Below are 22,659 nucleotides of genomic sequence, written 5' to 3'. Positions count from 1 at the left end.
GCGAAAAACTCCGAAGAAACCAAAATCGTTTGTTTTAATACAAATCTACAACGCTCATGGAATATTTTCGTATTACATCTTAAAATCAAAAGAAACGATGAAAACAGGTGATTTTTGGGAGGGATCCTGATATCCTGATTCTAATCCATTCCTGCCCTGTATTCCGATATTCTTTTTTTCATCGCATAATTTCAATAAGCATGAAGAAAATCACGACAATGCAAGTTTACACCTGCCCATCAGGCTATCCCGAACTTATCAAACAACGACTGTTGACATATCAAATTCCAGAAGTCACAGTTGACCGTGTATTGAGTGTACAGGGATCCCGGCCGGATATTCTCATGAAACGCAGACCGGAACTTGCAGATCTCACCCGTAAGGCAATTCAGATTATTACAGATTTGGCCAGACCGGAATTAACCCTGATATGCAAACCGGTGCATCGGAAAGACCATCGCTTCATATATCTGGATGAACATATCCGCCTGGAAGGAAAGACAATAGAGAGAGCATTGAGACCGGCAGATGGTGCAATCGTCTTTTTTGCTACTCTCGGTTCGGGAGTGGATGTAGTGATCTCGAATTCATTCAAAGAAGATCCGGCCTTAGCATACGCAATGGATGCATCGGCATCCTGTCTGATTGATAGTATCGGCACAATTGTGTGTCAGGTGTCAGAAGACGTGATGAACCAGACAGGCCTGAGAACGGGTATTCCGATCAGTCCTGGAGCACCAGATTGGGATGCCGCTACAGGGCACAGACAACTTGGCGCATTATTTGCCGGCCTGCCACTCAATATCAAGATCAATTCATCAGGCATGATGACGCCTGTAAAATCCATCTCTATGTTGATCCCGTATGGCCGGCAGATGGATCAATCATCCAGATCGTGTGATTTCTGTGCCATGAGCGCAACCTGTACATATAAACCACCCCTATGAAAACCATGTTATCTCCTGTGCGTCATTTGATCCGCCGGGACCAGGCAGAAAATTACCTGCTGATCCTGATGTTAAGTTTTGCCTTTTCAGTATCAGGAACACGCTTCTTTCTGCATCTCACCAATTATCCAAAGATTGGCGGCGGCGAATTGCATTTTGCTCATGTTCTCTGGGGAGGTTTGATCCTGTTTATCAGTGCTCTCTTGCCGCTTCTGTTTTCAAACCGGTGGATATATAAGGTATCAGCAGCCGGATCTGGTATCGGCATAGGTTTGTTTATTGATGAAGTAGGCAAATTTATTACAGCAACCAATGATTACTTTTATCCACCTGCTGCACCGGTTGTTTATGTTTTTTTTCTTCTGATCGTCTTAGTCTATGTCAAAACCAGGCAACCGATATCACATGATCCGCGGTCTCATCTCTATCAGGCTTTCGATGAGTTTCAGGAAATTCTTGACAACGACCTTTCAGATTCAGAACGCCAACGCCTTCAGGAACGGCTGGATCAGGTGATTCAAACCTCAGACCGCACAGATATCACCTTGCTGGCTGAAAATCTCCAGGATTTTCTTCGTAATGAAGATTTGTACCTCGCTCCAGAATCACCGCAAAGCTGGCTACATAAAATAAAAGAGCTGGCAAAATCGCGACTTTCTCCGTTTTATATACATTCATTTCTCGTAGGTGGTCTGATCGCCTGGAGCATCTGGGTCATGGCAGATTCTCTCCGCATTCTGGTCAAATTTCAAAATTCACCGGTCTTATTGGAAATCCTCAAACCATTGGTGGCAGGGCATTATATTCGCGGCCATGTATCTCTGGATTTGTATATTATTCTGATTGGACTTCAGGCAGGAACCGGATTTCTTCTTCTTCTCTGCGCCTGCCTTCTGTTCTTCCGAATTAAACATATGCTTCCACGGTTGTTGAGTTGTATCTATTTCATCTTGTTATTATCATTAACAGTTCTCACTCCTCTGCTCTTCTATTTCGATCAGTTCTCTTCAATTATTCCCACAATGATTCAATTCTTCCTTTTGTTATTAACCATTCAATACAGTCATTTTCTTCAACCAACGTGAGACATTTTGTATAATAATGTATTAATATTTTTTTAATGATGAGATTGTACAAATAACCTTCCTACAGTAAAATCAGGGCTTCTATTACTTCCTTTCGAGCTGCGAGAAAATTGACCAAGTTATTCTTTGCCACCGATGTCCATGGATCAGAAATCTGCTGGAAAAAATTCATCAGCGCCGGTAAGTTCTACGAAGCAGACGTATTGATTCTAGGGGGTGATATGACCGGTAAAGCCATTGTTCCGATCATTGAGAATGGGCACGGCACGTTTCGTTCTGTTTTATTGGAGCAGGAATCTATTTTGCATGGTGAAGATGAAGTGAAGGAAATGGAAAAACGAATTCGCAGCCGGGGGTATTATCCATACCGTACTACCCGGGAAGAAGTGGCTGAATTCGAAAAGAAGCCTGATTTGATTAATCCAATTTTTATAAAACTCGTCCTAAAAACAGCAGAAGAATGGCTGGATTATGCCTGTGAAAAATTGAAGGGTACGGGAATTCGCTGTTTTATCGCTCCCGGCAATGATGATATGTTTGAATTGGACGACCTGGTGAAATCCTGCAAACAGGTGGAACACTGCGAAGGACGGGTTGTTCAGATTGATGATCACCACGAAATGATATCTTCCGGTTGGACGAATCCCACCCCCTGGCATACCTTTCGCGAATCTACCGAAGAAGACCTGGCTGATCGGTTAACAGCCATGACAGCCCAGGTCAACAATATGCAAAATTGTATATTTAACCTGCATGTTCCACCATACAATTCCGGGCTGGATGAAGCACCCGAATTGACAAAAGACCTGCGCCCCAAGCTGGCAGGCAATTTATTAACCCCCGTAGGCAGCAAAGCCGTCCGGGAGACATTCGAAAAACATCAACCACTGCTCGGCCTTCACGGCCACATTCATGAATGCAAGGCAACTACACGCATTGGCCGGACATTATGTATCAACCCCGGAAGTATGTATGAGCAGGGTTTCTTATCTGGCGCTCTGGTTGTATTGGAAAAAAACAAGATTAAGAGCTTTGTGCTGACGAATGGATAGCACCTCATCGTTAGGAGTGGAAAATGCCGCGTCAAAAATTGCAGAGTGATTCCAACCTTTTTGTACGTAAAGCCACCGGTCTGGTTCGCTCCTGGTCGGTAATGGATGCCTTTATCTATGCCACTTTTTCAATCAATCTGGTGACACTGGGTTTGTATATTTTCAGTCAGATGTTCTACCTCAAGGGTGGACTGCTCCCCACTCTGATTGTCAGTGCAATTTTCATTTTTTTTGAAACCATTGTTTATGCCAGCCTTATTGCAGTAATGCCCCGGTCTGGTGGAGATTACGTCTGGCAGAGCCGCATTCTGGGAGGTGGAATCGGTTTCGTCCTTTCCATCACCGGCTGGTGGTTCATCCTGTGGTTATGGGTTCCCCTTTATAGCGATATGTTCCGGCACATTGTCATCACCCCCACCCTGGCCCTTATCGGATTTAAGGATGCCGCTTTGTGGTTCGGGCAAACACCGCTTGGATTATTCGTCACCGCGGTATTGGTGTGTGCGATTGTCTCAGCCTTTATTTCGATGGGGATGAAAACCTATGCCCGCATTCAACGTTACTGTTTTTTTGGCGGCCTCATCGGCCTGATCATAGTTTTTTCTCTTCTTGCGTTCAATTCGCCTGAAACATTCAAAGCCGGATTAGAACATGAAGCCCCCCGGCTATTGGGAACAACACCCGGAATATATGATGCCACCATTGCGGCCGGTGCCGCCGCCGGAGCTGAAGCTCCCCTTACAGGTGGTTCGTTCGCTGCCATTTTCGGTGCCATACCCTTCATTGTGTTCTTCAACCTGTGGCCCAACTGGGGTTCCACATTGTATGGTGAAGTACGCGGAGCTACAGATTTCAGACGCAACCTTTGGGGTATGGCCGGAGCATTAATCATCACCACCATATTGGCCATTTCTTTCCTATTCTTGATCAATAAAACCATCACGTGGAACTTTTACATGAATGCCAACGCAGCCTGGTGGGGAGCCTTATGGGGAACATCTTCTGTTCCGGCTCCTCTGCCTGTCTGGCCGTATCCGGCCTTGCTGGCAGCATTCCTGACCCCCAATCGAATTATTCAACTGGGCATCATACTTTTGATGAGTCTATGGTGGTTTGGCTGGGCAGGCACCGTGTTCCTCAGCTCTACCCGTGTAATCTTTGCCGCCTCTTTTGACCGTCTACTGCCCGAAAAGGTAAGTGAAGTCAATCCGCGTACACATACTCCGGTAATCGCCCTGTTATTGATGGTCATTCCATCCATCATTATTTCCGCCCTGTTCGCATGGAATGTTTTCAACTTCCAATCCATGACACTGGATTCTACGCTCGTTATCGCTGTCACCTACCTCGGCTCGACCATTGCCGCCATCATCCTGCCGTATTCGAAGCCTGACCTCTACAATGCTTCGCCAATAGCGAAATTCAAAATCTTCGGGTTTCCGCTGATCTCCGTCGCAGGGGTTATCTTTGGTGGATTCCTCATTTACCTCCTGTATGCCTGGCTGATTGACCCGAACCGCCTCTATAATATCGGTTTAATGAATACATCTTCGATCATCTTCATTGCCGCACTTTACCTGACGGCTTTCTTTATCTACATAGGGTTCAAATCGTATCGCAAAAAAGTAGGCATCGATATCGACAAGGTTCATCAGGAAATTCCGGTTGAGTGACCATAGACTAATCCCTTTGACTGATCTTCAGGCCGAAGCTCTCAGGTTGCTGGAAGATGCCGACAGGCAGAACCTGACGTTGCGTTTGTTTGGCGGTATGGCTGTCCATTTACGCTGCCCATCCACCCGAAAACCGGAGTTGAAACGCCCTTACGGTGATCTGGATTTCGTGACCGATTGGGCCAGTCTGGGAAGCATTGAAGACTTCTTCAAGAAATCCGGTTATACCGCAGACCGGACGCTGAATACTCTATATGGTGACCGGCGCCAGTTATATTTTGATGAAATCAACCACCGCCAGGTGGATATCTTGATTGATACTTTTGAGATGTGCCACCAGATCCCCCTGTCAAAACGGTTGAAGATTGATTCCCTCACCCTGCCTCTCTGTGAATTGATGTTGACAAAAACACAGATCATCGAGATGAACAGGAAGGATGTATTGGATGTTTGTGCCCTTTTGCTTGACCATAACCTCGGCAGTACCGATGGAGATTACATCAATCAGTCAATCCTCCACAACCTGTGTGGAGATGACTGGGGATTGTACACAACCGTATCCGATAATGTGAAAATGATCATCAACATGGTGACTTCGGGAGAAATCACACTTCCACCAGGTTCAAAAGAAACAGTGATTGAACGACTGAATGCCATTTTTCAAGAACTTCAAACCTGCCCGAAAACAACCCGTTGGAAAATGCGGTCCATTATGGGGAAACGCATCATCTGGTATGAAGAAGTTGAAGAGGTCCGCCGGTAAAAGCGGACCTCTTTTTATAAATAACCAGAAAAATGTCACCCTCCAGTGTGACAAAATGGATTATCGCTTTTTTGGAAAAACCGTATAATAAAGTCACTATATTCTTTCCGTTAGGAGGGTGTTTTATGGCAAGCGTTCGTTTCAATCATGTATTCAAGAAGTTTGGTGATTTCACGGCATTAAACAATCTGGATATCACCGTAGAAGACAAGGAATTCCTTGTACTGGTGGGGCCATCCGGATGTGGTAAAACCACAGCCTTGCGCTGCCTGGCCGGTCTCGAAGATGTAACAGAAGGCGATATTTTCATCGGAGAAAACCGGGTAAATGACACCCCTCCGAAGGATAGAGATATCGCCATGGTATTTCAATCATACGCCCTTTACCCGCATATGACGGTTTTTGATAATATGGCATTCGGCTTAAAACTCCGCGGTGTGAAGAAAGAAGAAATAAACCGCCGTGTCAATGAAGCTGCAGGCATTCTGGGGCTTGAACAATTACTCAAACGCCGCCCCCGTGAACTTTCCGGAGGTCAGCGTCAGCGTGTGGCTGTAGGCCGCGCCATTGTCCGGGAACCAAAAGTTTTCCTGTTTGATGAACCGCTCTCAAACCTGGATGCCAAATTGAGAGTCCAAACCCGTGCGCAGATCAGCAAATTGCATCAGAGTTTGCAGACCACCTTCATTTATGTAACCCACGATCAAACAGAAGCCATGACGATGGCTTCCCGTATCGCTGTAATGAACAAAGGTGTTTTACAGCAGTTAGATACTCCGCAGGCATTGTATGACCGCCCGGACAACCTCTTTGTGGCCGGTTTCATCGGTTCACCTGCCATGAACTTCTTTGATGCCAAGATCCGCAAAGCAGACAAGGAAGCCTTTGTTGAAATGAACGGCTTCTCCATGAAAATTCCTGCGAACAAAGCGGAAAAATACATGGCATATGATGGCAAACCTGTGATCTTTGGCATCCGCCCAGAAGATATCCACAATCCCGAATTCCTTCCCAGCAATATAAACGCCGCAGAAGTGGAAGCTAAAGTGGATATCATCGAGTTAATGGGTAATGAAATCAACCTGAACCTGGTCTCTGGTACACATAATTATGTTGCCCGTGTTGATCCACGGACCCGCTTCACCATTGGTGAGAAGGTAAAACTGGTATTCAATATGGACAACATGCACATCTTTGATCCTTCACTGGATTCTGAAAACCCGGTTGCAGTGCGGTAAAATATTGAATTGAAGGCTCTTTTGTGAAAAACAGCGCAAGAGACTTCTTGCGCTGTTTTATTTGTATCTGCCAAATTGTGCGAGGAGACATATATGCAAATTGAAGATCTGGGATCTCTGCTGGCGCCTGTCAATAGCAAAATCGTTTTACTGGTAATGGACGGATTGGGCGGTCTGCCAATGGAACCAGGTGGAAAAACTGAATTAGAAACTGCCAATACACCCAATATGGACAAATTGGCGGCTGAAGGCATCCTTGGTCAATCATGCCCGATCAGCGCAGGTATCACTCCCGGTTCCGGACCGGCTCATTTGAGTCTGTTTGGGATCGACCCCGTCAAGACAGAAGTTGGCCGTGGAGTCTTGGAAGCATTCGGCGTCAACGTAACCGTCAACAAAGGAGACGTGGCAGCCCGTGGAAACTTTTGTACCCTGGATTCCAATGGAATAATTATTGATCGTCGTGCCGGACGCATTTCGTCAGAAGAAGCCGCCCCGATCTGTGAAAGATTGAAATCAATCAAAATTCCCGGAGTTGAAATCGAAGTCAAACATGTAAAGGAATACCGCTTTGTGGTGGTGATGCGGGGAGCCGGTCTTTCCCCTGATCTGGAAGAAACTGATCCCCAACGCACCGGTGCCGCCCCTCTGAAGGTTGTTGCCCAGAACGGTGCAGCGCAAAAAGCCGCCGATCTTTTCAATAAATGGATCGAAGAAGCTAACAAGCTCATGAAAGATGAGCCAAAAGCCAACGGGCTGACCCTGCGTGGCTTCGCCACCGATCCTGGTTTGCCAACCTATAAAGAGCTTTACAACCTGCGGGCGGCCTGTGTGGCTGTTTACCCCATGTATCGCGGTGTTGCCCAGCTCGTAGGAATGGATTTGATTAAATTTGATGGAGAAACACCGGAGGATGAATTCAAAGCGGTCGCGGACCATTGGAATGAATACGATTTCTTCTTTGTGCATATCAAGAAATCAGATTCATACGGTGAAGATGGCAATTTTGATGGCAAGGTGAAGATCATTGAAGGTGTTGATGCAGCCCTTCCCAAACTCGTTGGACTTCATCCCGACGTGCTGGTCATCACCGGCGACCACAGTACCCCGGCAAAATTAAGGACTCATTCATGGCATCCGGTTCCATATTTGCTTTGGGCTCCAGCTTCGGTCCGCCCGGATACGGAAAAGGAATTTGGTGAACGAGCCTGTATGCATGGCGGACTGGGTATTTTCCCGGCACTTGATAATATGCCATTGTCTTTGGCTCACGCTTTGCGTCTGAACAAATTTGGTGCATAAGACAGTTAATTCCAGAAAAAAAGACGGCTTTCGCCGTCTTTTTGATTCTTCAAGAATGAAGGTATTGCCGTCTACCGAAGAAACCAAGTGCCAGGCCAAATATCAGCACCATGGCCCCCATCAAAATGAAGGCATCCTGCCAGAACATCAACGGGAAAAGCCGAATCAGTGAATCAGAGTAAAGGAATAACCAGGTATCCCCACTGAAAAAAATCCGGTGAAATCCTGTGAATAATGCATTAAAACTGACCATAACGGCGATGAGTATGGCTGCGATCAAACCAACCGCTGTCCATCCTCCTCGGCTGACGGCCAGCCAAAAATCCGCCAGCCATCCACTTCGCATGGAAACGACTCCCACACAAAGGATGAAGATGCCAATTAAAGGCCAGACAATCAACATCACCTGAACAAGGTTTTTTACATCCTGCATATGGCTTAATTCCCGTTCATTATAAAGCGGAGTATTTTCATCCAGTTTTTGATTGGCCAGGAAATCAATACCAGCGGCATTTGTCAGGTAGTCGACGGATATCTGGCTCCATTTCTGCCGATCCTGAAGGGTAAAACCATAGGGATCTGCCGGGAAACCGGGACGATAATATTCCAATTGCGTAAACACGGGGAATAAAAGTAACCGCACAGAAGTCATCAAAAGGAAAACGGGGATCAGAATCACAACGAGATATGTCAAAATTTTTTGAAGAAAGTTCATTGCAACATCTCCACATCGCCAGCCAGCAGGAATTTTAAAATCATGTTGTTCGTCAAACCCTCCACCGGAGCGAGGTCATCGGTGAAGACCTGCGCTTCCGGAGGATCTTTTTGAAGGTTTCCCAGTGTAACATTCATCGTCTCCAGAAGAAGCGGATCTGTATTCCCGGAAGCCAGAAGTTGGTCAAAGTTGGCCGCCAGGTTTTCAGCATTGGTTGGTTTAACCGATGCAAACAGGATGGAATTGAATGTACCAGGTAAATCCATCACATGAATGGAGGCAAAATCTGTTCGTATGGTGGATGCCAGCGAGTTGATCAGGCGGCGGTCGTCTGGCGCACGACCAATATTTATGACCATAACACCATCCTCGGTCAGATGGTCATGAACCGTCTGAAAAAATTCGCGGGTGGTGAGGTGCCAGGGAATATAGGGCGGACGATAGGCATCCACACTAATCACCTGATATTTCCGTCCTGAATGTGCCAATCCCCAGCGGCCGTCCTGCACAAAAACATGTAATTGCGGCAGGTTCATGCCAAAATAGGTATTTCCTACCTTCACTATTTCCGGATCAATTTCAAAGCCGTCAATCGAAATGTTGGGGTATACCTTTATCGCCTGCCGGGCTGTAGTCCCTGCAGCCAGTCCGACTATGGCCATGCTGTTGATGCCAGCCACCTCGACTGGCGCTGGATTAAAAAAAGGTGCCACAAGAACCTGTTCCCATGGACCGGCATAATTATAAATCGTCGGGTGGTACATGGAATGCACACCCTGACCGTCATTCAACCGCAGCATATGGAAGCCGTCTTGTTCAAGCACCTGAATATAGTTATAAGCAGATTCTGTCTCATAGATCATTCCGACACTGTTCTTGTCACGGCCAATATTCATCGTAAAGAACAGGATAATTACAACAATAGGCATCCATGAGAGAGGCAGGAGAGCCTTCCACCCATCCTCCAGTTTTAATCCAATAAGGGCAAAAACCAGCAAGACAGCCCCGTGTATCAGGAAGGTTCGATACGTCCCCACAGTGGGAATGAGCAAAAGCACAGGGATGAATGTTCCAATGAACGAACCCAATGTAGAAATGGCATAGATCTTCCCGGAAATACGCCCGGCTTCATTGTTATTTTGGATTGCCAGCCGGATGGCAAATGGAGATGACGTCCCCAACAGGATGATCGGGATAACAAACAGGATCATGACTGCCACAAAAGATCCAAACAATACGCCCAATTGCATCGCATCAAAAGCATCCGCCGCCCAGCGTAGTACAGGTCTTGAGATGGCTGGAATTACCGCCACACTCAAACCTGCCCAGGCCAGAATACGGTACAGTGTTCCATAACGAGGAGAGCGGTCTGCCCAGCTGCCGCCAATGAAGTACCCCACGGTTAAATAGATCAGTATCAAACCGATGATGCTGGCCCACACCAGATTACTGGAACCAAAATAATTCCCCATCAGGCGCGAGGCCGCCATTTCAACGGCCAAACTGGTCAACCCGGAAATAAAAACGGTAAATAACAGATATTTTTTCATGGGTAGGTTGCTCGCTCGTGGAAGAATGGTATATAACTTTCTTATAAATCCCGGTTAGAATTTTAACAGTTAAACCTGTATGATAGAAACACACTTTACCTTTTTCCTTGACAAGGAGTCTTATGTTAATAACAACCGTTGAGCAGATGCGTGCTCTGGAAAAGAAAGCCAATGAGCTCGGTCATACCTATGAAACCATGATGGAGATGGCAGGGACCGGGATTGCCTCCTTTATTGATACCCGTTTTTATATGGAATACGAGGAGGATGCCGAACGCTCCATAATAGGGTTAGTTGGATCAGGGAATAACGGCGGCGATACCTTAATCGCTTTGCGTGAATTGCAGTCAAAGGGATGGACAACCAGAGCTTATCTGATCAAAGAGCGCGATGAAGCTGATCCGCTGACAACAGGCTACACGGAAGCCGGCGGGACACTCGTCAAACATTCAGAAGACCCAAAGTTTTCCACTTTGAAAAAGTGGTGCAGTGAGGCCCAATTTCTGCTCGATGGTGTGCTGGGTACCGGCGCCCATTTACCTCTGGATGAATCCATACGATCTCTTTTGAAGGCGGTGAATAAATATGCCGAGGGACTCGTCATTCTTGGGGTAGACTGTCCCAGTGGTATTGACTGTTCCACCGGCGAAGTGGCTGCGGAGACTCTGCATTGCGATTACACACTCAGTATGGCAGCCGTAAAATCCGGTTTATTAACCTTCCCTGCTTTCGAATATTGTGGGAACCTGGTCAATATTCCCATCGGTTTTGAAAAACACCTGCCGTCCTGGGAAGAAGGACTGCATGAAATCATTACACCGTTGAAAATGGCCGGACTGCTTCCCAAGCGGCCGTTGGATTCTCATAAAGGGACATTTGGCACAGCCATGATCGTTGCCGGGTCCATCAACTATACCGGAACAGTACTCCTGGCTTCTGAAGCTGCCTACCGAAGTGGTGTCGGATTGGTTCGAGCCGCCATCCCCGGCATGATCCACACAGCCATTGCCGGAGCAATCCCTGAAGTGACCTGGCTTTTGTTGCCACATGAAGCCGGCGTAATCGCCGAGTCGGGGGTTGAGGTAATTCAGAAACATATGGACAAAGTGAGTGCCATGTTGATCGGTCCCGGTCTTGAGACGGAAGAAACAACCCGGCATTTCCTCACCAGGCTGCTCAGTCCGTCGGGTAAAAAAGGAAAAGGCAGCGTCATTGGATTCGTTCCTACAGAACCGGAAGATGTGAAACCTAAATCAAACCAGACTTTACCCCCGTTGGTGATAGATGCTGATGCCCTGCGCATACTGGCAGATATCCCTGAATGGTGGAAAATGCTTCCGGCTAATTGCATTCTCACTCCCCATCCTGGAGAAATGTCTGCCCTCACCGGATTATCTGTTAAAGAAATTCAGGAAAAACGGTTGGATCTGGCGCTCCATTTCGCCAAAGAATGGAACCAGATCGTCATTCTCAAAGGTGCATTGACCGTGGTCGCCTCACCGGATGGACACGCGTACATTTCGACCTGTGCCAATCCATCCCTGGCCCGCGCTGGCAGCGGAGACCTGCTGGCCGGTTTGATCACCGGTTTCCTGGCACAGGGAGTCAAACCGGTTGCCGCCGCCCAACTTGGAGTCTGGATTCATGGTAATTGCGGAGACCTGGCCTCAGAAGATGTGGATGCTGCCGCCATTTTACCGAGCGATCTGATTGCACAAATTCCTACCAGCCTTAGCATCTTGCGCGGATTGCTGCCCTGACTGTAAACGCATATTCATCTATTCAAAAAAAGGAAACCCCTGTCAAAATACACTGACAGGGGTTTCATGATTATCAAATGTCGATCAGGCTTCGGCTGCCGGTTTGGATTCTTTCTTTCCAACCAGTTTGCCTTTTTGTTCCTCAAGGATAACCTGGCCCTGATGTCCCAACTCAACGGCTTTATCCTTGGTTGTCTTTACAAAATCCTCGGCAGCATCATAGACTTCGTTATAGGAATCCGTGGCAACATCACGCAATTCAATTGCTTTCTCTTTGATGACTGTCCGGGTTTCTTCGCCGGATTGCGGTGCAAGCAAGAGTGCAGTGACAGCACCGGCCAGACCACCAACCACAAACCCCACTAAAAAAGCTCCAAATTCATCACGATCTGACATTCTATTCTCCTTTCACGATTCGTATGACCGGTTAATACGCCAGTTAACGCTATTTCCAAATCTTGACAAAATCCACCAGCTTGCGAAGGACAGCGACACTCTCGTTCAATTTAATCACCGGTTCTGCCAGATTATTGCTTAGAAATGTAGCCGTACCCCTCAGGGTGTTGACCGTTTCACTGGTCGAGTTGATGATCGGTTTGATTTCATTTTGCAGCAGATTTATCAAGGTCGCCAGTTGAACGATTAAAACAATCAGCGCCAGACCAATGATAAAGGATTCAAGCGCCATGAAGATGATGAAAATATCCCGGATGTGCCCGGTGGTGCTGACATCGCTGCGAAGTAAAAAGATGGTTCCCACAGCCAGAGCCGCCAGTACCAGAATGATGATCACAACCAGCCAAATTAACGCCTTATTTTGACTGGTTTCTGTTACAGCGCTTGTTTCTTTGATAACGGGTTCAACAGGTTGTTGTGCAGGTTCTTCGCTCATTTGAAAAAATTATAGCACATTGTCCCTATCAAGATTTATTACCTCGTACAAGATCGCAAGAGTAATGCCAGGAAAATTTTAAATAAAAATGGATTTGAGTAATGATAGAATTAAATGCTATGCATCTTTCGAAATGGTCCCCATTGATCTCATTGATAGCCGCCCTCTGGATTGCTGCTATTGGATACGCACAGGCGCCGGATAAAAAGCCGGTCATAATTTCACCGCGCGGCGGTGAAGCACTTCAAGGACGTGTCGAGATTAACGGGATTACTGCGATGGAAGGATTTCAACGCGCAGAGGTTGAATTTCGGTACACGAATGACCCAAAAGAAACCTGGTTTTTAATTGCCGAAACTGACCAGGCGGTTAATCCGGGAAAGATCACCGAATGGGATACCAGTACGATCACTGACGGATTTTACGATCTGCGAGTCTCCGTATTCCTTAAAGATGGAACTTCGACCTCCGCAGAAATAAAAGGAATTCGGGTGCGTAATTATTCGCCGATCGAAACTCCAACCCCGTCAAATACGCTGAATGCAGTTGAAAGTATGAGCACACTGGAAACACAGGTACCCACCCGCACACCACGGCCTACTCAACCTGTCTTCGCTGCCAATCCTGCCGTGCTATCCAGAGCAGACCTGAATTCCAGCCTGGTTCGCGGGGGCATTGCCGGAATTGGATCATTCCTGGCGTTTGCCGTCTATTGGATCATCAAAAAATCATTATCTTAAATCATTGGAAAACTGGCATGTTTCGTTTACTTCGAAAACCTCAACCTGAAACCGATCAGGCTACCTATCTAATCGTCGGTTTCGGCAATCCCGGCCGGGAATATATGAATACCCGCCACAATATTGGTTTTATGACCATTGACCGCCTTTGTAAAAAGCTGGATGTCTTTCTGGGAAAGATGCAGGCCAACGCATTGACAGCCACCTATAAAGATTCACGCAACCGAATTATTCTAGCGAAACCGCAGACCTATATGAATCTTTCCGGCCAATCCGTCAGCGGGTTGCTGCATTTCTATAAGATCCCCATAGACCATCTGCTGGTCATCCACGATGATATGGATATCCCATTTGGCAGTCTGCGCATTCGTCCCTCAGGTGGATCGGGCGGACAGAAAGGGTTAGGCTCCACCATCGACCGGCTGGGAACGCAGGATTTTGCCCGCCTTCGCATGGGCATTGGCCGGCCGCCCGGCCGTATGGAAGTGACCGATTATGTGTTGCAGCCGTTTTCCTCCACAGATCAGCAGATGCTTGATTCAATGCTCGATGCCGCTGCCGATGCTGCACTGGTATTCATACGTGATGGGCTGGATACAGCCATGAACCGGTACAACGGTTCTGTCGAAAAGAACTGACATGCTTGACTTTATCCGCCATCTGCCAGGCTATGCTGAAATACTTGCTTCCGTGGGTCCTGGAAAGACCATTCCCGGACTGGGATTGATTCGTTCTGCCCGGCTGCCTGTATCCTGTGCTCTTGCGATAGACGTTGCAACTCCCGTTTTGGTACTCACTGACCGGTCTGAACGGGCTTTCACGCTGGGGGATGAGTTGAAATTCTGGTATCCCACAGCCAACCGGCTGGCCTTTCCGGCACCCAACCCTCTCTTTTACGAACAGGCTTCTTGGGGAAATATCACCCGGCGCGAACGCCTGCAAACCCTGGCATCCCTGATCCCATATCACATGCTGGGATCAGAAAAACCAGCCATCCCGCCCATGATTTTCGCCCCCGTACGGGCCGTCATGGCGCGCACATTACCGCGCCGTGATTTCATCAAGATGGTTAAGACCATAAAAGTTGGGGCTCAACTTTCAATTGACGACCTGCTACGCCAGTGGGTCGAAATTGGATTTCAATCTGCCGACACTGTCTTGGAAGTGGGATATTTCTCTCGTCGCGGCGGGATTCTGGATATCTGGCCTCCGGCAGAACAATACCCGGTGCGTTTAGAATTCTTTGGTGATGAGGTGGATACCCTGCGTCAATTTGATCCGGTATCGCAGCGTACCATCGCCAAATTGGAAAAATTCCAGATCACTCCGGCACGAGAGGTTCTTCCCGGTGCCGCTTCCCGGATCGGCATCACTGGCGAAGTGGACGAGTATCACCTGCCGCTGGTACATCCGGCTCATGCCAGTCTTCTGGACTATATGCCGCGCGGCAGCCTGATCTTGGTTGATGATTTGATGGCTGTACAGACGGCCGCCAATGAAATAGAGGAACAGGCGGTCAGGCTGCGGTCAGAAATGATCAAAGAGGGTGTACTGGAAGAAGATTATCCAATTCCTTATAACACCTGGTCGGAATTACAAGACACTCTGGCCGGACAATCTTGGTTAGAACTGGGCCGCAGTACCTCGCCAGAAATTGGTTATTTCGGCGAAGTCATCCAGCCTGGTCAACGGTTCGGTGGGAGGTTGAAACCATTCAACGAATATATCGAAACCCGGCTTAAAGAAAATAGCCGGGTGATGATCGTCTCTCGGCAGGCCTCCCGTTTATGCGACCTGTGGCGGGAACGCCAGCATGAAACCGGAACCGTTCAGACGCCAGAGATCATTGATGGAACATTAAGCGATGGCTGGGAGATGCATGTCGATGACCATGCTGCCCTTTTGCTGACTGACAGCGAAATATTCGGCTGGGAACGTCCCCAGGCCAGGCAGCGGCACGCCCCATCTGCCGAAGCACCGGAAGCCGGTTATGCAGACCTGAAAGCCGGTGACTGGGTGGTTCACATGGATTACGGCATTGGCCGGCTGGTAGGTCTGGTCAAACGCAACATTGACGACACTACCGGTGAATTCCTGTGCATTGAATATGATAACGGCGACCAGCTGTTTGTCCCTGTTCATCAGGCAGACCGGTTAAGCCGGTACATTGGTCCGGGGGGAGAACCGCCCACCCCTACCCGCCTGGGTACCACAGAATGGTCAACCGCCCGTCAACATGCCAGTGAAGCTGTCCAGCAGGTAGCCCACGAATTGTTGGAGTTGTACGCCCGCCGTCAGGTTTCGGAAGGGTATGCCTTCCACAACGACACCCCCTGGCAATATGAATTGGAGGCCAGTTTTCCTTATATTGAAACCAAAGACCAGCTCGCCGCCATCCGTTCTGTCAAGAAAGATATGGAAGCACCGCGTCCTATGGATCGCTTGTTGTGCGGTGATGTAGGATACGGTAAGACTGAAGTTGCTTTGCGGGCAGCGTTTAAAGCCGTGATGGATGGGAAACAGGTGGCAGTGCTTGTCCCCACCACCGTTCTGGCACAGCAGCATTATGAAACCTTTCGACAGCGCCTGACCGCCTTCCCGGTGAAGGTGGAGATGCTCTCACGTTTCCGATCTGCCCGAGAACAAGACGAAATCATCCGAAAGCTCTGGCGCGGTGAAATTGACATTATTGTGGGCACCCACCGCCTGATTTCACAAGACGTGATTTTTAAAGATCTCGGTCTGGCCATCATTGATGAAGAGCAGCGTTTCGGTGTCACTCACAAGGAACACTTCAAGAAGTTGCGCACAGAAATTGACGTGCTCACCCTGACCGCCACACCCATTCCCCGAACGCTCTACATGGCTTTGACAGGTGTGCGTGATATCTCGACCATCAATACCCCCCCGGAAGAACGTTTGCCTATCATCACCCATATCGGGCCGTACTCCCCGCGCATGGTTCGGCAGGCTGTGATGCGGGAGCTGGACCGCGAAGGCCAGATCTTTTTTGTCCATAATCGGGTGCAGACCATCCACGCGATGGAAAGTCATCTGCACCAGTTGGTGCCTGAAGCGCGTGTCGGTGTTGCCCACGGTCAAATGCCTGAGGGAGAACTTGCACGTGTAATGGACCAGTTCTCACGCGGTGAAATTGATATTCTGCTGTGTACATCCATCATTGAATCCGGTCTGGATATCCCCAATGCCAATACTCTGATCGTTGACCGTGGGGATACATTTGGCCTGGCTCAGTTGTACCAGCTTCGCGGACGGGTAGGCCGGGGTGCCCAACGGGCATATGCCTATTTCTTCCGCCACCGCCGCAAACCGCCCACTCCCGAAGGCCAGGAGCGGCTTGAGGTAATCGCCGAGAATACCCAGCTGGGTGCCGGATATTCCATCGCGATGCGTGATCTTGAAATGCGCGGAGCCGGGGAAATTCTTGGCAACCGTCAACATGGCGTCATTGCCACCGTGGGTTTCCATCTGTATACCCGCATGCTGGCGTCCGCCGTCCGCCAGTTGCGCCAGTCAGAGGGTATGCCGGCTTTGGAAGAAGACCAGCTTAACATGCGCGAAGTACAGATGCCGGTGGCCGTTGACCTGCCGCTTTCTGTAGGCATTCCCCTGGATTATGTGGAAGACCAGACCATGCGCCTGCGTCTCTATCGACGTCTGGCGGATGTTCGTACGGAAGAAGATATTGAGGCAATGGCCGATGAATTCGTTGACCGGTTCGGTCCGCTGCCCGACCAGTTGAAAAATTTGCTATATATGCTGCGAGTAAAAATCCTTTCAGAAACTGCCGGGCTGGCGTCCGTCACAGTGGAAAGCGATCAGCTCGTCCTCAGATTCCCGGCTCTCCCAGAAGGAACCACTTCACGGAACCTGCCCACCCTGCCTGTTTTGCGTTCCCGCGCCGGAAAAAATTCCTACTGGCTGCCGATGGATGCCGATGAGGAGACCTGGAAACAGTATCTGATTGATGCTCTGATCGAGGTCAATAAGCTGTGGAAAACAACTTGAGAATATGCAGGAATGACAAACCCGTACTGATAGACCCATATAAAAAAGCAGGAAGACAGTGAGCCATCTCTACTGAATTAAACAAGCTGGGATCTATTTAATTCCCATATCGGTAAATTTTCTGCCTTTTGTGAGCCATAATACAGGTGCAAATCATCGTATTCACTATTGAGCTATTTTGAAATCCATCATCACTCGTACCTCACCTGATTTGACCTTTTGTTCTATTTCAGAGTAAAATAGCTCTCCCCTGTTACACGAATCGGATGAACGATCATGCAGCCATCTACTGATACATTGAACTATGATCTAAAACGAGCTTATTCAAAAAATCGTCTCGCCGGTCTCTGGCGTTTGATGACCGGTTTCCGCTCGACATACATGGTTGCCACTCTGGCCCAGGGTATGGCGGCCCTGGCGAAAACTGCCACCTATTTTCTGCTGCGTTACTTTGTAGACACATACCTTTCCGGTGCCAGCACTGTAGCATTACCGCTGCTGGCTGTCAGCTTTCTGGCACTGGCAGCGCTCGAAGGCGGGTTTACATTTATTTCCGCCACCTTTGCCTCCCGAACGGCCGAAGGTGTCACCCGGCGGCTGCGTAATTATCTGTATGACCATATTCAGCACCTCACATTTACCTACCATGACAACACCCAGACCGGTGAGCTGATCGAACGTTCCACCTCTGATGTTGATGCCCTCAAACGATTCTTTGCTGATCAGGCTATCAGCGTGGGGCGTATCATTTTGCTTTTTATTGTCAATTTCGTCGCATTGATCAACCTGAACGCCTCCCTGGCCTGGCGGTCTGTGGTGGTGATACCCATTGTCGTGGCAATCTCGACCATCTTCTTCCACTATATTTCCAAAGCCTACGAAGCCTACCAGGAACAGGAAGCGGTTTTATCCACCGCCCTGCAGGAAAACCTGGCCGGTGTGCGTGTGGTGAAAGCTTTTGCCCGTCAGGATTTTGAAAAAGAAAAATTTGAAACCCAGAACTTTGAGAAGTTCATTCGCGGCAAGAGACTGCTCATTTTGAATTCCTTCTTCTGGCCGGTTACTGACGTCTTATGTACAGCCCAGGTTTTGTACGGTTATTTCACCGGCGCTTCAATGGCCATTCATGGTGAAATCACTCTTGGCACATATCTGGCCTACACAGGATTAATCGTCTGGATCATCTATCCCATGCGCAACCTGGGCCGCTTAATTGTGCAGATGTCAACCGGCATGGTTTCCTATGGCCGTGTCATGGATATTATCAAACAGGATCGCGAACCGCTGGATGATGGTACCTTAACCAATCCAGAGCAGGCCAAAGGTGAAATCCATTTTGAAAACGTCGGTTTTGCCTACACTGACGGTACAACTGCTCTGCAGAACATTACATTTTCTGTAAAACCAGGTCAGGTAATCGCTCTCCTTGGATCAACCGGTTCGGGTAAAACCACTCTGGTCAACCTGCTGCCCCGTTTTTATGAATACACCTCGGGGCGTATATTCCTGGACGGGCAGGAATTAAATACGATTCCTCGTCGTTGGTTGCGTAATCAGATTGGCATTGTGGAACAGGAACCCTTTCTTTTCAGCCGTTCAATTGAAGAGAACATTTCGTATGGAGTTGACCGCAAGGTCACAAAAGAAGAGATTGAAGCAGCCGCCTGTGCAGCAGCTATTCACGATGTCATTCTTTCCTTCCCTGAAGGGTACCGGACGGTAGTTGGAGAAAAAGGGGTAACCCTTTCCGGCGGTCAGAAACAGCGTATTGCCATTGCCCGCACATTATTAAAAAACCCCCGCATACTAATCCTCGACGATTCCACATCTTCGGTGGATACAGAAACAGAAGCTGAAATACAATCTGCCCTGCAATCCCTGATGAAAGACCGTACGACATTCATCATTGCACATCGAATCCAGAGTATTCAATCGGCTGACCTGATTCTGGTTATGGATAAAGGATGCATCACCCAGCGGGGAACTCATTCCGAACTGATAAACCAGACCGGAATGTATCGGCAGATATTTGAAATCCAAACACGCGTAGAAGAAGAACTGGAAAGAGAGATAGCCAGTGTCAGAAATTGAGACATTCGAAGAAGAAGATTTTCAAACCCGGTTCAGCGGAAAAACCTTCCGGCGGATACTCGCGTTAACCGCACCACATTGGAAATGGGTGGTCGGTTTTTTGACGACCATCATGCTGGTATCGGTGTTGGATGCCTTTTTCACCTACCTGGGTAAACAAATTATTGACGTGGGTATTGCCGGAAAAGATATTTCAGCCCTGCTGCGCATTTTCTATCTATATGGTGGGTTGACCATTATTCAATCTGTAATGGTGTTCCTGTTCATATACCTGGCCGGGATACTCGGTGAACGGGTACGGTATGACCTGCGCCGCAATATGTTCAACCACCTGCAGGACCTTTCGCTCTCCTACTACAGCAAGACACCGGTCGGCTGGATTATGTCTCGTGTGACGTCCGATTCCGATCGAGTGGCCGAACTGGTCACCTGGGGACTGGTGGATACCACCTGGGCGGTGATGAATATCACCACTTCGTTGGTTTTCATGTTCATTATCCAATGGCAGCTGGCATTAATCGTACTGGTGCTGGTTCCAATACTGGTATATATCGCCATCCAATTCCGTAAGCGCATTTTGCATTCTTACCGGACTGTTCGTAAATTGAATTCAAAAATCACTGGTTCATTCAACGAGAACATCACCGGTGTTCGCGTGGTCAAATCACTGGGACGTGAATCGGAAAATCTGGCGGAATTCTCCCATATAACGGGAGAAATGTATAAAGCCAGTTATCGGGCGGCCTGGTTAAGTGCTCTGTTCCTACCAACAGTTCAAATTGTTTCCGCCATTGCTATCAGTGCCGTGGTCTGGTATACAGGAGGAAATTTCACCTCTTCAGCCATGACAATTGGCGGCATTCAGGCATTCATAACCTACATCACCTTTATGATGTGGCCGGTGCAGGATCTTGCCCGTGTCTATGCCGAAATCCAGCTTTCCATAGCATCAGCAGAACGGATTTTTTCCCTGGTAGACGCCATCCCCGAAATTTTAGACAGAGAAAATGCTTTCGATCCGGGAAAGCTCACCGGTGATATCCAGTTCGATCATGTCTCGTTCAGTTATGATGACGGCAGCCCGGTATTGAAGGATTTTTCTCTTTCAGTCAAACGCGGGGAAACCATCGCATTGGTCGGTCCGACCGGCGGCGGCAAGACAACCATTGTCAATTTACTTTGCCGGTTCTATGAACCCACCTCCGGTTCCATCAAGATCGGGGGCTGTGACTACCGCGATTATTCATTGTATGCCATCCAGTCACGCATCGGTGTTGTCCTGCAGACTCCCCATCTGTTCTCAGGCACAATTGCGGAAAACATCCGGTATGGCCGGTTGAATGCCACCCGTGATGAAGTTGAATCAGCGGCCCGTATGGCTGGTGCAGCAGACTTCATTACCAAATTCCCCAGAGGGTTTGATGAACCGGTAGGTGAAGGCGGCAATATGCTGTCTGTTGGACAAAAGCAATTGATCAGTCTGGCACGCGCCATCCTGGCTCAACCGGAAATTTTTGTGATGGATGAAGCCACCAGTTCAGTAGATACCCTTACCGAAGCCCAGATCCAAAAAGGTATGGAGATCATGATGAACGGGCGTACCAGCTTCATTGTTGCGCACCGATTGAGCACGATTAAAAAAGCAGATCGTATTCTGGTGATTGAAAATGGAGCGATTGCCGAAATTGGTACCCATGCTGAATTGCTGAAGAAGGGCGGCAAATACCATAACCTGTATACCCGTCAATTCCGCAATCAGATGACCGAGGCTTACAATCCGCTATCTGGTCAGGCAGCCACCTCAAATTAATGACAGCCTTTATTCATTGGCTATTTTATTGGTAAAGCACTATCCCTTTGGATTATCTCTTCTGTCAGTAGCTGAGTTTTTAAGGCTTCCCATCCATTGCATACAGGTTGCTTTCTTGTCTTGATACAGGATAAAAAGTGCTCGATCTCATCCACAAAACCGCGCCCTTTCAGGTTGCTTTTCCACGAACTATCATAAGGCTCCCGCAGGGAATTCTTAACACCATTTTCAAACACTCGTAATTCAGAGAACATATCCAGTTCGAGGCTCACTTTATCTCCATGCAGGGCATAATTCTCCTGCCAGAGGCCGCCCTCCAGACATGTCTGCAAGGTGACAAGCCCCCCGGTTTCCAGTTGAATCACACTGACCGCTTCTATAAGAAGACCGTCGCCGGCCAGGCGGTGCCAGGTTGACAGGGCATGCCCATCACCACACAGAAACCGCATGGTATCAATGACATGCACAAATTCCTCATTCATATGCGTCGGCAAACCATGAAAGATATTCGATGAACGGTGTTTAACCATTACCCCCATACCGATATGGCGATTATTCCATAATTTTCTCGCCTGAAGTGTGAGGGGAGCGAAACGGCGGTTATATCCCACCATTAAAATTCGATTCAAGCGATCAGCCTCTTCTGCCAGATACTGATTTTCATCTGAATGATAAGAGACAGGTTTTTCCATAAATACATCAATCCCCCGCTGTATCAATTCATTGGCAATGGAACAGTGGGTTTCTGTCGGGGTTAATACCAACGCAGCATCAGGTTTCCAGCGTAAAACATCCTCAAAATGATCTGAACCTCCTGCCACCCGATATCGTTTTCGCAATTCATCCACACGGTCAATATGCCGGCTGTGAAAGAATAACTCGAGCGTATCCATGCCGGTGATCACAGGAAGGTACCCTTTTTCTGCAATTCCGCCCAAACCGATTACAGCCAGTTTCATAGTGAAAAAGTTCCTCCGCCATCCGTAATAGAATAAGTATAGTCAGATATTTT

At 48.2% G+C, this 22,659-nt stretch carries 18 protein-coding genes; 13 read left to right on the top strand and 5 right to left on the bottom strand.

Annotated elements, in window-relative coordinates; translation table 11 throughout:
- Positions 1–218 precede the first annotated feature (218 nt).
- From LTAR_RS01775 to LTAR_RS01745, 7 genes are all read left to right on the top strand, one after another.
- A complete protein-coding gene (locus tag LTAR_RS01775) occupies positions 219–947 on the top strand; it encodes a hypothetical protein (protein WP_062531952.1) in 729 nt (242 codons plus the stop codon).
- Complete coding sequence (locus LTAR_RS01770; RefSeq protein ID WP_062420429.1) at positions 944–2,032, top strand: hypothetical protein; 1,089 nt, start codon at positions 944–946, stop codon at positions 2,030–2,032. Before LTAR_RS01775 ends, LTAR_RS01770 begins: the two co-directional genes overlap by 4 nt.
- Before the next feature lie 110 nt (positions 2,033–2,142).
- On the top strand, positions 2,143–3,084 hold the full coding sequence (locus tag LTAR_RS01765) for a metallophosphoesterase family protein (RefSeq protein ID WP_062420428.1): 942 nt from the start codon (positions 2,143–2,145) through the stop codon (positions 3,082–3,084).
- Between the two features lie 23 nt (positions 3,085–3,107).
- Positions 3,108–4,757, top strand: coding sequence for an APC family permease (locus LTAR_RS01760; RefSeq protein WP_062420426.1), 1,650 nt, complete (start codon positions 3,108–3,110; stop codon positions 4,755–4,757).
- Positions 4,750–5,520, top strand: a complete 771-nt coding sequence (locus LTAR_RS01755; protein ID WP_139044383.1) for a hypothetical protein — start codon at positions 4,750–4,752, stop codon at positions 5,518–5,520. The genes LTAR_RS01760 and LTAR_RS01755 overlap by 8 nt, the downstream gene beginning before the upstream one ends.
- Before the next feature lie 125 nt (positions 5,521–5,645).
- Complete coding sequence (locus LTAR_RS01750; RefSeq protein ID WP_062420422.1) at positions 5,646–6,758, top strand: ABC transporter ATP-binding protein; 1,113 nt, start codon at positions 5,646–5,648, stop codon at positions 6,756–6,758.
- Positions 6,759–6,851: 93 nt separating this feature from the next.
- Positions 6,852–8,060, top strand: coding sequence for a 2,3-bisphosphoglycerate-independent phosphoglycerate mutase (locus LTAR_RS01745; RefSeq protein ID WP_062420420.1), 1,209 nt, complete (start codon positions 6,852–6,854; stop codon positions 8,058–8,060).
- A 49-nt stretch (positions 8,061–8,109) separates the two neighbouring features.
- On the opposite strand, the gene LTAR_RS01740 is transcribed toward LTAR_RS01745, so the two are convergent.
- Positions 8,110–8,775 carry a TIGR01906 family membrane protein gene (locus LTAR_RS01740; RefSeq protein ID WP_062420418.1) on the bottom strand — a complete coding sequence of 222 codons (666 nt, stop codon included), beginning with the start codon at positions 8,773–8,775 and terminating at the stop codon, positions 8,110–8,112.
- On the bottom strand, positions 8,772–10,325 hold the full coding sequence (locus LTAR_RS01735; RefSeq protein WP_062420417.1) for a spermidine synthase: 1,554 nt from the start codon (positions 10,323–10,325) through the stop codon (positions 8,772–8,774). The genes LTAR_RS01740 and LTAR_RS01735 overlap by 4 nt, the downstream gene beginning before the upstream one ends.
- 122 nt (positions 10,326–10,447) lie before the next feature.
- Between LTAR_RS01735 and LTAR_RS01730 the strand changes: the two genes are divergently transcribed.
- The gene (locus LTAR_RS01730; RefSeq protein WP_062420416.1) at positions 10,448–12,085 is read left to right on the top strand and encodes a bifunctional ADP-dependent NAD(P)H-hydrate dehydratase/NAD(P)H-hydrate epimerase; all 1,638 of its coding nucleotides are present in this window, start codon (positions 10,448–10,450) and stop codon (positions 12,083–12,085) included.
- A gap of 84 nt (positions 12,086–12,169) precedes the next feature.
- Here the strand turns inward: LTAR_RS01730 and LTAR_RS01725 are convergent, their stop codons facing one another.
- Entirely contained in the window at positions 12,170–12,481 is a 312-nt protein-coding gene (locus tag LTAR_RS01725; RefSeq protein WP_062420415.1) for a YtxH domain-containing protein, read from the bottom strand.
- 49 nt (positions 12,482–12,530) lie between these two features.
- Complete coding sequence (locus LTAR_RS01720) at positions 12,531–12,977, bottom strand: hypothetical protein (RefSeq protein ID WP_062420414.1); 447 nt, start codon at positions 12,975–12,977, stop codon at positions 12,531–12,533.
- Between the two features lie 101 nt (positions 12,978–13,078).
- On the opposite strand from LTAR_RS01720, the gene LTAR_RS01715 reads away from it, so the two are divergent.
- The 5 genes from LTAR_RS01715 (at position 13,079) to LTAR_RS01695 (ending at position 21,647) form a co-directional block, all read left to right on the top strand.
- Positions 13,079–13,717: a hypothetical protein gene (locus tag LTAR_RS01715; protein ID WP_062420413.1), complete on the top strand. Its 639-nt coding sequence runs from the start codon at positions 13,079–13,081 to the stop codon at positions 13,715–13,717.
- Positions 13,718–13,734: 17 nt separating this feature from the next.
- On the top strand, positions 13,735–14,355 hold the full coding sequence (pth, locus tag LTAR_RS01710) for an aminoacyl-tRNA hydrolase (RefSeq protein ID WP_062420412.1): 621 nt from the start codon (positions 13,735–13,737) through the stop codon (positions 14,353–14,355).
- A gap of 1 nt (position 14,356) precedes the next feature.
- Positions 14,357–17,746: a transcription-repair coupling factor gene (gene mfd / locus LTAR_RS01705; protein WP_062420411.1), complete on the top strand. Its 3,390-nt coding sequence runs from the start codon at positions 14,357–14,359 to the stop codon at positions 17,744–17,746.
- A gap of 276 nt (positions 17,747–18,022) precedes the next feature.
- Positions 18,023–19,837 (top strand): ABC transporter ATP-binding protein, encoded by a 1,815-nt coding sequence (locus LTAR_RS01700; protein WP_062420410.1) that lies wholly within the window; start codon positions 18,023–18,025, stop codon positions 19,835–19,837.
- Complete coding sequence (locus tag LTAR_RS01695; protein ID WP_081419744.1) at positions 19,824–21,647, top strand: ABC transporter ATP-binding protein; 1,824 nt, start codon at positions 19,824–19,826, stop codon at positions 21,645–21,647. The genes LTAR_RS01700 and LTAR_RS01695 overlap by 14 nt, the downstream gene beginning before the upstream one ends.
- Positions 21,648–21,667: 20 nt before the next feature.
- Here LTAR_RS01695 and LTAR_RS01690 read toward each other — a convergent pair whose 3' ends face one another.
- A complete protein-coding gene (locus LTAR_RS01690) occupies positions 21,668–22,606 on the bottom strand; it encodes a Gfo/Idh/MocA family protein (protein ID WP_062420409.1) in 939 nt (312 codons plus the stop codon).
- Positions 22,607–22,659: the final 53 nt, after the last annotated feature.

The organism is Leptolinea tardivitalis (genome assembly GCF_001050275.1).
In the GTDB taxonomy this organism is placed as follows: Bacteria; Chloroflexota; Anaerolineae; order Anaerolineales; family Anaerolineaceae; genus Leptolinea; species Leptolinea tardivitalis.
The sequence above is the reverse complement of the archived record's forward strand: the minus strand, read 5'-3'. Positions and strand labels throughout refer to the sequence as shown.